This window comes from Ruegeria sp. CDSC021 (genome assembly GCF_059610845.1).
Window position 1 is genome coordinate 186,155 of sequence record NZ_JBXWOK010000007.1, and the last position, 10,388, is coordinate 196,542.

Consider the following 10,388-nt stretch of genomic DNA (forward strand, 5'->3'; position numbering starts at 1 on the left):
GTGCAGTTCTTAGCCCTGACGAGCTTTGAACCGACGCTGCGTCTTGTTGATCACGTAGACGCGGCCTTTGCGACGCACAACCCGGCAATCACGGTGCCGGTTCTTGAGCGAGCGGAGCGAGTTCTTGACCTTCATGGGTCTGTCTCCAATCTGCGGCGCCTTCATCAAGGACGTGGCCAGCGCCTGGGTTTGCGGGTGCCCCGGAAATCCGAAGCAGTGAGTTCATGGTGGGCGGTACAAGGATCGAACTTGTGACCCCTTCGATGTCAACGAAGTGCTCTACCGCTGAGCTAACCGCCCATGAAACCGTCGCGTGGCCAACCCCATAACGAAATGGGGCGCGGAACCCCGCGCCGGTAGCGGGGTCTATAAAAGGAGTCGCAAAAGGGTTCAAGGGGTTTGGTAGAACTATTTTCCGGTCTATGTTTGGTGCGAACAAGGAGTCGCCATGCAAAACGCTGCTTACCTACTGGATATGCCTGCCAAGCGCACGTCCTGTGTGGTTTTTTCCTCTCCGCATAGCGGTCGAAACTATCCAAATGGGCTGATGAAGCGATCGATTCTCAGCCAAGATGTGATTCGATCTTCCGAGGATGCTTTTGTGGATCAGTTGTTTTCATCAGCGGCGGACCATGGTGCGCCACTGATTTCGGCGATGATGCCACGCGCCTATGTCGATCTGAACCGCAGCGCAGAAGAGCTGGATCCAGCCCTTATTCAGGGCGCGCGCCGCCAAGGCCATAACCCGCGGGTAGCGTCCGGGCTGGGGGTGATTCCGCGTGTGGTCGCCAATGGTCGAGAAATCTATCGCGGTAAGCTGACCATGGATGAGGCGCGTCTGCGAATCGATACCTGTTGGCGTCCCTATCATGCCCGGATCAAATCGTTGTTGGCAGAGTCGCATCAGGAATTCGGGCAGGCGATTCTGATCGACTGTCATTCGATGCCGCACGAAGCCGTGGCCCTTGCGTCAACAGTCAATTCCAGACGTCCCGAGATCGTGCTGGGGGATCGGTTCGGTGCCTCTGCAGCGCCAGAGGTCGTCGAACAGATAGAGGCCGCTTTCGTCTCGGCGGGTCTGAGTGTGGCCCGAAATACGCCGTTTGCCGGGGCCTATGTGACCCAGACCTATGGACGCCCCAGCCGCCACCAGCATGCTGTACAGATCGAGATCGACAGATCCCTGTATATGGATGAAAGCAGGATCGAGCCGAATGACAATTTCGCTGCCTTCAAAGAGACCCTGGGCGAAATCATCATGGATATTGCGCGGATCGGACCTGAGCCGCTGCAGCTCGCAGCCGAATAACCTCAGCGCAGGGCACGTCCTTTGACGATGGCATCCGTCCCAAAACGGCGGCGAATCTCATCCGTGGCGCGTTCGGCCTGCGACCTGCGCGAGGCATCCGGATCCAGCAGATCCCCTGAAATATCCGCCTGATCCTCGGGGCACAGATCCGACAGGCCACACCCCAACAGCCGATAGGGGCCCTGATCACCAACCTGATCGAACAGCGCCCGTGCTGTGCGATAGATCCGATCGGCAATCTGTGTGGCATCGCGAAGAGAAACGCGTCGCGTAATGAGTTTGTGATTGGCTCTTTTCAGTTTGAGCGTCACAACCCGCCCGGCCAGCCCCTTGGCCTTGGCCCGATCCGAGACTTTTTCCGCCATCCGCCAAAGGTGCCCATCCAGAATGTCGGCATTGGCCGTATCCTCAAAAAAGGTCGTTTCGTTGCTGATGGACTTCATCGGTTCATGTGCCGAAACCCGGCGCTTGTCCTGACCGCGGGCCAGATGCCACAGCCGGTAGCCCATGGAGCCAAACCGCGCGGTCAGATCCTCTTGGTCCCAGCGCAACAGGTCCGAGAACAAGCGTATGCCTGCGCGGTCCAGCGATTCCTGCGCCGCAGGGCCTATGCCCCAGATCAGGCGCACTGGCTTGTCGTTCAGAAACGCGGATGTCTCTTCCTTGCCGATCACCGAAAATCCGCGCGGCTTGTCCAGATCGGATGCGACCTTGGCCAGAAACTTGTTATGTGACAGCCCGATTGACCCGGTCAGCCCCAACTCGGCCTTCATCCGCTTGACCAATCGTGCAAGCATGACGGCGGGTGGAGCGCCGTGCAGACGTTGCGTGCCGGATAGGTCCATGAACGCTTCGTCCAGGGACAGCGGTTCAACAATCGGCGTCAGCTCGTCCATCATCGACCTGATTTGGCGCGAAGCCTCGGCATAGACCGACATGCGCGGTTTGATCACGACAGCGTCGGGGCATAGTTGCAACGCTTTGAACATCGGCATTGCCGAACGGACGCCGCGAATCCGGGCTACATAACAAGCCGTAGAAACAACACCGCGCTTGCCGCCCCCGATAATGACGGGTTTGTCGGCCAGCTCCGGATTGTCCCGTTTTTCGACAGAGGCGTAGAAGGCATCGCAATCCATATGTGCGATGGACAGGTCAAACAATTCAGGATGCGTTTTGACGCGCGGGCTGCCGCAGACCGGGCAGCGGCGTTCCTTGGTCAGTTCTGTCAGGCAATCTCGGCAGAGGCCGGGCATTTTCTTTTCCCGTCTTCCATGCGGTCCGTAAGGTTCGGTGACTATATCATTCGCATGCCACGGGCAAAACCCGCACAGTGAGGGTAGGAACCAGATCTGCCAAAAGAAGGCCCCCCGCAAAGTGGCGGGGGGAGGTGACGGACCTCAGGAAGAGATGGTCCGCGGGGAGTATCACCTACTTAGATTCTCTCAAAATCGAATTTTTCGATAGAACCCAGTTCACACAGTGGAAACTCGTGTTTTGCATGTGTGTTTTGGGGCACAGGGACGATTTGGCGCGGATCAGGTGAAAAGTGACCTAAGGTCAACTGTTTGCGGGTTGTTCTTGCGAAAATTTAGCCTGATTTAGCCGGATTGCCCTAGTGTCGGGATAAGGAATTTAACTCTGCAAGCACCGCCTCTGCGGCGGCTTTAGGGTCTTGCGCCTGATAGATTGGGCGCCCGACGACGATGTGATCGGCACCATCACCGATGGCATTTGCCGGGGTTGCGACCCGTTTCTGATCTCCCAGAGCGGCACCGGCGGGCCGAACGCCGGGTGTCACGATCAAGCGGTTTTCGGCTTGGGGCAGAGCACGGATCAGCGCGGCCTCTTGCGGGCTGGCGATGACGCCATCGGCACCCGCCTCCAACGCTTTGGCTGCGCGTTCGACAACCAGGTCCCGGACATCGCCCGACTTCAGCAGGCTGGCATCCAGATCATCCCGGTTCAACGAGGTCAGGATGGTCACGGCCAGTATCTTGAGGTCTTTGCCAGACGCACCCTCTTTGGCGGCCCGCACCACGTGCGGGTCACCATGTACGGTCAGGAAATCCAAATCGAACTGTGCCAGACCGCGCACCGCATTTTCCACCGTATTACCGATGTCGAACAGTTTCATGTCCAGAAAGATGCGCTTGCCCTGATCCTGCTTTAACTCGTTCGCCAGGGCTAGCCCGCCCCCTGTCAGCATTCCCAGACCGATCTTGTAGAATGAGACACTGTCCCCCAACCTCTCGGCCAAGGCCAGACCGTCCAGGGCGTTGGGGACATCAAGGGCTACAATCAGGCGGTCATCGGACATTGGGGGCTCCTTTTTGGCAAACGTCTGCGTCCTAACGGTTTCGTGCGCTTCTGTCCATGCGCGCCTTGCGTGATTCAGATCACGGCAGAGGTTTCCAACTGTGCTATTATCGCGTTGTGCAACTGGGACGGAATTCGGAATGAGACAGTTTACGAAACCCACTATCGCAATCTGCGCGGGGCTGATGCTGGCCGGGTGTCAGGACATGGCGCTGGAAAAAGAGGCTGCTGATACAGTCCTGAGGTCTCCGACAAACGACAACCTCCGGCTGATTGGTGGTTATCGTTCGATGGATGATGACTGTCAGGTTACAGGGGAATCCGCCTTTACCGTGGATTTTCTGGATGACGCCGCCGATCTGGTTTCCTGCCCGACAGGCAGCGATGCGGCGCAATCGCTTGTCGATATGTACGGTGCGCGTTCTGTGGCGAAAACTGGGGGGTATACAGTTTATTCTGTGCCGCGTCGGTAGGTTGGATTCTGTTGGCAGACCCCTTGAACCGCGCAAGATATTTCCCAGATTGAATGTGAGGCCCAGACCGACGCGCGCTGCCAGGCGGGCGCGTCAAAACCGGGCGCTTAGAGAAGGAGCAAAATATGGACTTGAACAAGTTCACCGAGCGGGCACGAGGTTTCGTGCAGGCAGCGCAAACGATTGCGATGCGCGAGGGGCACCAGAGGTTGACCCCTGAACATATACTCAAAGCCTTGATGGACGATGATCAGGGGCTGGCCAGCAATCTGATCACCCGCGCAGGCGGAGCGCCCAGCCGTGTCGTTAACGCACTGGATGCGTCCATGGCCAAAATTCCCAAGGTCAGTGGCGATGCGGGCCAGGTTTATCTGGATGGTCAGACCGCCAAAGTTCTGGATGAAGCTGAAAAGATCGCCACCAAGGCAGGCGATAGTTTCGTGCCGGTTGAACGTATTCTGATGGCGCTTTGCATGGTGAAATCCAAAGCCAAGGATGCTTTGGAAGATGGCGCGGTGACGGCGCAGAAACTGAACGAAGCCATCAATGACATCCGCAAGGGCCGCACTGCTGACACCGCATCGGCGGAAGAGGGCTATGATGCGCTCAAGAAATACGCGCGTGACCTGACCGAAGCGGCGGCTGAGGGCAAGATCGACCCGATTATCGGGCGGGATGAGGAAATCCGCCGCTCGATGCAGGTTCTGTCGCGCCGCACCAAGAACAACCCCGTTCTAATCGGCGAGCCCGGCGTGGGTAAAACCGCGATTGCCGAAGGTATGGCCCTGCGCATCATCAATGGGGATGTGCCGGAATCGCTAAAGGATAAAAAGCTGCTCGCGCTCGACATGGGTGCGCTGATCGCAGGTGCGAAATACCGTGGTGAGTTCGAAGAACGCCTCAAGGCGGTTTTGACCGAAGTGACCGAAGCCGCCGGTGAAATCATCTTGTTCATTGATGAGATGCACACGCTAGTGGGTGCGGGCAAATCCGACGGCGCGATGGATGCTGCCAACCTGATCAAGCCTGCGCTTGCCCGGGGTGAGCTGCATTGTATCGGTGCCACCACGCTGGATGAGTATCGTAAATACGTGGAAAAAGACGCGGCTTTGGCGCGCCGGTTCCAGCCGGTTGTGGTTCAGGAACCGACTGTCGAGGACACGATCAGCATCCTGCGCGGTATCAAGGAAAAGTACGAGTTGCACCATGGTGTGCGTATCTCGGACTCGGCTTTGGTGTCGGCAGCGACCCTGTCGCATCGCTACATCACTGATCGCTTCCTGCCCGATAAAGCTATCGACCTTGTCGATGAAGCGTCGGCTCGCTTGCGGATGGAAGTGGACAGCAAGCCCGAAGAACTCGATCAGCTGGATCGCCAGATTCTGCAGATGCAGATCGAGGAACAGGCGCTGAAGCTCGAAGATGATGCGGCATCGAAGGATCGTCTGGAAACCTTGCAAAAGGATCTGGCCGATCTGCAGGAGCAATCTGCCGAGATGACTGCCCAGTGGCAAGCCGAACGTGACAAGCTGGCTGGTGCGCGCGATCTGAAGGAACAGCTCGACAAGGCACGGGCCGATCTGGAAATCGCCAAGCGCGAAGGCAACCTCGCCAAGGCGGGTGAGCTGTCCTATGGCGTCATCCCCGAGCTTGAGAAGAAGCTGACCGAAGCCGAAAACGCCGAAAGCAGCCAGATGATGGCCGAAGAAACGGTGCGCCCCGAACAGATCGCAAGCGTTGTCGAACGCTGGACGGGAATCCCGACCTCGAAAATGCTGGAAGGTGAGCGCGAAAAGCTGCTGCGGATGGAAGACGATCTGCATTCACGCGTGATCGGTCAGGATGCAGCGGTGACCGCCGTGTCCAACGCTGTGCGCCGTGCTCGTGCAGGTTTGAACGACGAAGGCCGTCCGTTGGGTTCGTTCCTGTTCCTCGGACCAACCGGCGTGGGGAAAACCGAGCTGACCAAGGCGGTGGCGAACTTCCTGTTCGACGACGACAACGCGATGGTGCGCATCGACATGTCCGAGTTCATGGAGAAACACGCGGTTGCCCGTCTGATCGGGGCGCCTCCGGGCTATGTCGGCTATGACGAAGGCGGTGTGCTGACCGAAGCCGTGCGGCGCAGGCCCTATCAGGTTGTGCTGTTCGATGAGGTCGAAAAGGCGCATCCGGATGTGTTCAACGTGCTGTTGCAGGTACTGGATGATGGTGTGCTGACCGATGGTCAGGGCCGTACGGTGGACTTCAAGCAGACGCTGATCATCCTGACCTCGAACCTCGGCTCTCAGGCGCTCAGCCAGTTGCCCGACGGTGCCGACAGTGCACAGGCACGGCGGGATGTGATGGACGCGGTCCGGGCGCATTTCCGGCCCGAATTCCTGAACCGTCTGGACGAAACGATCATCTTCGACCGCCTCAAGCGGGGTGATATGGATGGCATTGTCGATATCCAAATGGCACGCCTGCAAAAACGTCTGGCCGCGCGGAAGATCGAGCTGGTTCTGGACGACGGGGCTAAGGAATGGCTGGCCAACGAGGGCTATGACCCGGTCTTCGGTGCTCGCCCGCTGAAACGCGTGATCCAACGCGCCTTGCAGAACCCGCTGGCCGAGGCGCTGCTGGCGGGTGAGATCAAGGATGGTGAGTCTATTCCGGTCACCGCCGGGGCCGAGGGCCTGATCATAGGCGATCGGCTGGGCACGTCTGAGCGACCACGACCGGATGATGCCGTGGTGCATTGAACCTAAACTGATTGTTGAATGGACCCGCTTGACTGGTGGGTCCATTCTTGAATTTACCCGCGTTTTTTTGCGACTAACCCCCGGCTTGTCCGAGAGGGTGGGCCAGATGGGAAAGAATAGACCGTTTCGCAATCAAAACCTGCTTCATCTAGCAGCTCTAAGATCTCCGCGCGCTGAAACGTTTTATGTCGCCATTGCAACCAGATGATGGCGTTACACCAATGTGGCTTTGATACCACCAAAAACAGGCGACCCCCCGGGCGCAGCAGTCTGTGAATGTCTTGCAAGGCTTGGGACGGATCTGCGCAATGTTCAATCACATGGGCCGCAAGAGCTACGCCTACGGGGTCTAGATTGACATTACCTAGCACCCCTTGGGCTAGTTCTGGTTCGACCCCCCGCGCCCGCAGAGCCTTTTGGCCTTGCCTGATCATCCCCGCGCTGGGTTCAAGTAAGGTTATCCTGGCCGGTTTTCCGTGGACCGCTACCCAGGCCTCGGCGAAGGACGCAGTGCCAGCCCCAATATCGACCACATGTGTCACTTCGTCAGCGACAGGCAATCCCGAGGTCAGGAATTCTAGGTAGCCATCATAGTACCCAAGCGCGCGCATCTTGTCCCGCCACCGGGGCGCGGCTGTATCGTAGCGATGCGTGATTTCGGCAATGGGTTTGGACATCGGTCCGTGCTTTGAAGGTATGCTGTATCACTAGTGCATCGTGGCTTTAGACCAAGGCGAATATCCGTGCCGGACCTCCGGTGCCGCCAGCATGTTTCGGTGCGCCGATGACCAGCGTGGCCCCTGCGGCCGGAACCCGATCCAGGCCCGCAAGGCATTCGATGCCAAACCGGCCCGAGGGCAGCCAGGCATAGTGGGTGGCGAAATCAGCAGACATGCCGTGATCCAGCGACAGGGTATCCACCGCTATCGACCGCGCGCCGGTGTCTTCCATTAACATCTGCGCCGCTTCGACGTGAAACCCGGGATAGTGCTGCGCCTCACCGTCGAAATTGCGGAACCCGTCCGTGGCGGTCTTGCCAGACCAACCGGAATGCATCGCTACGCAAGCGCCGTCGGGGATGTCTCCGTTGGCCGCAATCCACGCCTTCAGATCATCCGGGGTAACGCGGGTGTCGGCGTCTTCGGCCGCGCGGGCGGCGATATTGACGACACAAAGCGGTGTAACCAGATCAGTCACCGGTATCTCATCGACCGACATACCATCCGCGGAAAAATGCAGAGGCGCATCTATATGCGTGCCGGTATGTTCGTTGATCGACAGATTGAACAGGTTAAAGCCGTGATCCGCGAAGTTGAACGCCTGTTCGGCGGAAATGCCCGGCTCCCCTCCCCAGGTGGGGAAGTCTGGGCTGAGCGTATGGGTCATGTCCTCGACCCCGCCATGACCTGCCGCCAACGCTGCCGGGGCAATCGCTCCGGTGGTTGCTGCCGCAACGCCCGTGGCCGCAGCGGCCTTGAAGAAATTTCGCCGCGACAGCATCCTGTCTTTGACGGCATTCATAACGCAGATGTCACACATTCTTCTTCTCCCACTGGTGGATTTCAATCGTTGGATGGGTCGTCCATCTTTTCCCTTGTTGGTAATACCTGCGGCCCAGCCTGCATTTTTGAGGCCTGCGTTGTAAAGGTGGTGACCACAGGTGGTGCCGCGACAACAGCCTCACCCCCCCTGATACGTTACAAACTGGTCGCTCAATCGTGAGGCCTGTTTCCTTGGCTCTGTGCTATCAGCGGACTACCTCACCTCAGAGGATGTATGAAGACGGAGACTTAGATGGCGCATCGCTGGACCAACACATTGACACATGCCGACGTCACCCCCCGGGCGGCGTTTCTGAACCGGCGCCAGATGATGGCCGGGATGGCGGGTGTCGGATTGGCAGGGCTGGCGCAGGGGGCAGCCGCGCAAGAGGCGCTGGAGCCGAATACCTGGGAAGAGATCACCGGTTATAACAATTATTACGAGTTTGGTACGCGGAAAGAAGATCCTGCAAAATACGCCTATACTCTTGTTACTGAGCCGTGGAGCATCAAGATTGACGGTCTGGTGGACAAGCCCGGCGATTACAATTTCAAGGACATCCTGTCCGAAATGACCGTCGAAGAACGGATATACCGGTTTCGCTGTGTCGAGGCATGGTCGATGGTGATCCCTTGGAACGGGTTTGAACTGGCCGATCTGCTGAACATGGCCGGTGTTCAGGAAGGCGCCAAATACGTGGCCTTTGAAACCGCTTATCGTCCAGATGAAATGCCGGGTGTTCAGTATCCGGTTCTGGACTGGCCGTACCGTGAAGGTCTGCGGCTGGACGAAGCTATGCACCCGCTGACCCTGATGGCCACTGGTATTTATGACCGGCCGATCCCGAACCAGAACGGCGCACCGTTGCGTCTGGTGGTTCCGTGGAAATACGGGTTCAAATCCATCAAGTCGATCGTTCGCATTACGGTGTCAGATGTTGAGCCGCCGACAAGCTGGAACATGGCCGGTCCGCGCGAATATGGTTTCTATAGTAACGTGAACCCCAATGTGGATCACCCGCGCTGGTCGCAGGCCTCGGAGCGCCAAATCGGCGGTGGGCTGTTTGCCAAGCGCATCCCGACGCTCATGTTCAATGGCTACGAGGACGAGGTCGCCGGGCTTTACGAAGGCATGGATCTGTCCAAGCATTATTGAGAGTATGAGCGCGCTGAACCAGATATTCCGTCGGATCCCTGTTTGGGCCGTCTATTTGCTGGGGGTCCTGCCGGCACCCTGGCTGTTCTATCAAGGGCTGACCGGAGGTTTGGGTGCCGACCCGATTGAGGCTCTTGAGCATAAGTACGGCAAACTGGCATTGCAGTTTTTGATTGTTGTTCTGGCTATATCGCCCCTGCGCAGGTTTGTCGGCGTGAACCTGATCAAGTTCAGGCGGGCGCTGGGCGTTTTGACATTTATATATATCAGTCTGCATCTTTTGGTTTGGCTGGTATTGGATGTGCAGGCCCCCGGGCAGATCTGGGCGGACATCCTGAAGCGCCCCTATATAACTGTGGGTATGGCGGCATTTGTTCTGACGCTGCCACTGGCCGTGACGTCGAACAACTTTTCAGTACGGCAGCTTGGCCCGGGCTGGCGCGCGCTTCAGCGTTTGGTCTATCCGGCAGCAGTTCTGGGGGGCGTGCATTATGTAATGCAGGCCAAAGGATTTCAGATCGAACCCTTGATCTATTTGTCCGTGATTTTGGCTTTGCTTGCTTTGCGCCTACCGATCTCGACCCTGATGAGCCGATTCCGAGGTGCGATTCCGCCCGACTCGGCCTGAGTCTGCCAGCAAGCCTGTGCGAAACACAATTTTCCGTACGCATCTTGGCGGTTGGTCGCCGTATTTGGGCGCGGTTCTATTTGTAAGCATTTGTTTTATTTCAGTAAATAATTGTTTTGAAGATTTTCGAGAGTTTCGGGAATTTTCTGCTTGCGGTGTATGTTTGTAATGCTTAGAACCCCCTTCACCGGCGCTGCTGAGGCGCTTGTGACACACTG

At 57.8% G+C, this 10,388-nt stretch carries 10 protein-coding genes and 1 tRNA gene; 5 read left to right on the forward strand and 6 right to left on the reverse strand.

What is annotated here, in order from left to right:
- Positions 1-9 precede the first annotated feature (9 nt).
- Both ykgO and AC2FGB_RS12970 read right to left on the reverse strand, forming a co-directional pair.
- On the reverse strand, positions 10-135 hold the full coding sequence (gene ykgO, locus AC2FGB_RS12965) for a type B 50S ribosomal protein L36 (protein WP_008562923.1): 126 nt from the start codon (positions 133-135) through the stop codon (positions 10-12).
- 90 nt (positions 136-225) lie between these two features.
- A tRNA-Val gene (locus tag AC2FGB_RS12970) sits at positions 226-300 on the reverse strand.
- Between the two features lie 148 nt (positions 301-448).
- Here AC2FGB_RS12970 and AC2FGB_RS12975 point away from each other — a divergent pair.
- Positions 449-1,309 carry an N-formylglutamate amidohydrolase gene (locus AC2FGB_RS12975; RefSeq protein ID WP_142639521.1) on the forward strand — a complete coding sequence of 287 codons (861 nt, stop codon included), beginning with the start codon at positions 449-451 and terminating at the stop codon, positions 1,307-1,309.
- Between the two features lie 2 nt (positions 1,310-1,311).
- Here AC2FGB_RS12975 and AC2FGB_RS12980 read toward each other — a convergent pair whose 3' ends face one another.
- Both AC2FGB_RS12980 and pyrF read right to left on the reverse strand, forming a co-directional pair.
- Complete coding sequence (locus tag AC2FGB_RS12980) at positions 1,312-2,565, reverse strand: DNA polymerase IV (protein WP_496694126.1); 1,254 nt, start codon at positions 2,563-2,565, stop codon at positions 1,312-1,314.
- 359 nt (positions 2,566-2,924) lie between these two features.
- On the reverse strand, positions 2,925-3,629 hold the full coding sequence (pyrF, locus tag AC2FGB_RS12985) for an orotidine-5'-phosphate decarboxylase (protein ID WP_142639517.1): 705 nt from the start codon (positions 3,627-3,629) through the stop codon (positions 2,925-2,927).
- A 139-nt stretch (positions 3,630-3,768) separates the two neighbouring features.
- On the opposite strand from pyrF, the gene AC2FGB_RS12990 reads away from it, so the two are divergent.
- Both AC2FGB_RS12990 and clpB read left to right on the forward strand, forming a co-directional pair.
- The gene (locus tag AC2FGB_RS12990) at positions 3,769-4,101 is read left to right on the forward strand and encodes a hypothetical protein (RefSeq protein WP_142639515.1); all 333 of its coding nucleotides are present in this window, start codon (positions 3,769-3,771) and stop codon (positions 4,099-4,101) included.
- Positions 4,102-4,226: 125 nt separating this feature from the next.
- Positions 4,227-6,845 (forward strand): ATP-dependent chaperone ClpB, encoded by a 2,619-nt coding sequence (gene clpB, locus AC2FGB_RS12995; RefSeq protein WP_142639513.1) that lies wholly within the window; start codon positions 4,227-4,229, stop codon positions 6,843-6,845.
- Positions 6,846-6,898: 53 nt separating this feature from the next.
- On the opposite strand, the gene AC2FGB_RS13000 is transcribed toward clpB, so the two are convergent.
- The gene (locus tag AC2FGB_RS13000) at positions 6,899-7,522 is read right to left on the reverse strand and encodes a class I SAM-dependent methyltransferase (protein ID WP_496694127.1); all 624 of its coding nucleotides are present in this window, start codon (positions 7,520-7,522) and stop codon (positions 6,899-6,901) included.
- Between the two features lie 46 nt (positions 7,523-7,568).
- Positions 7,569-8,384, reverse strand: a complete 816-nt coding sequence (locus AC2FGB_RS13005; RefSeq protein WP_496694128.1) for a cyclase family protein — start codon at positions 8,382-8,384, stop codon at positions 7,569-7,571.
- Positions 8,385-8,639: 255 nt separating this feature from the next.
- On the opposite strand from AC2FGB_RS13005, the gene msrP reads away from it, so the two are divergent.
- Both msrP and msrQ read left to right on the forward strand, forming a co-directional pair.
- Positions 8,640-9,542 carry a protein-methionine-sulfoxide reductase catalytic subunit MsrP gene (gene msrP, locus AC2FGB_RS13010; RefSeq protein ID WP_496694129.1) on the forward strand — a complete coding sequence of 301 codons (903 nt, stop codon included), beginning with the start codon at positions 8,640-8,642 and terminating at the stop codon, positions 9,540-9,542.
- A gap of 4 nt (positions 9,543-9,546) precedes the next feature.
- The gene (gene msrQ, locus AC2FGB_RS13015) at positions 9,547-10,170 is read left to right on the forward strand and encodes a protein-methionine-sulfoxide reductase heme-binding subunit MsrQ (RefSeq protein WP_271951856.1); all 624 of its coding nucleotides are present in this window, start codon (positions 9,547-9,549) and stop codon (positions 10,168-10,170) included.
- The last annotated feature ends 218 nt before the right edge of the window (positions 10,171-10,388 follow it).

Bases quoted from the DNA above. Each gene is read 5' to 3' on its own strand.
- msrP (WP_496694129.1), top strand. From the start codon at position 8,640: ATGGCGCATCGCTGGACCAACACATTGACACATGCCGACGTCACCCCC.
- clpB (WP_142639513.1), top strand. From the start codon at position 4,227: ATGGACTTGAACAAGTTCACCGAGCGGGCACGAGGTTTCGTGCAGGCA.
- pyrF (WP_142639517.1), bottom strand. From the start codon at position 3,629: ATGTCCGATGACCGCCTGATTGTAGCCCTTGATGTCCCCAACGCCCTG.
- AC2FGB_RS13000 (WP_496694127.1), bottom strand. From the start codon at position 7,522: ATGTCCAAACCCATTGCCGAAATCACGCATCGCTACGATACAGCCGCG.
- AC2FGB_RS13005 (WP_496694128.1), bottom strand. From the start codon at position 8,384: ATGTGTGACATCTGCGTTATGAATGCCGTCAAAGACAGGATGCTGTCG.
- msrQ (WP_271951856.1), top strand. From the start codon at position 9,547: ATGAGCGCGCTGAACCAGATATTCCGTCGGATCCCTGTTTGGGCCGTC.
- AC2FGB_RS12980 (WP_496694126.1), bottom strand. From the start codon at position 2,565: ATGCCCGGCCTCTGCCGAGATTGCCTGACAGAACTGACCAAGGAACGC.
- AC2FGB_RS12990 (WP_142639515.1), top strand. From the start codon at position 3,769: ATGAGACAGTTTACGAAACCCACTATCGCAATCTGCGCGGGGCTGATG.
- AC2FGB_RS12975 (WP_142639521.1), top strand. From the start codon at position 449: ATGCAAAACGCTGCTTACCTACTGGATATGCCTGCCAAGCGCACGTCC.
- ykgO (WP_008562923.1), bottom strand. From the start codon at position 135: ATGAAGGTCAAGAACTCGCTCCGCTCGCTCAAGAACCGGCACCGTGAT.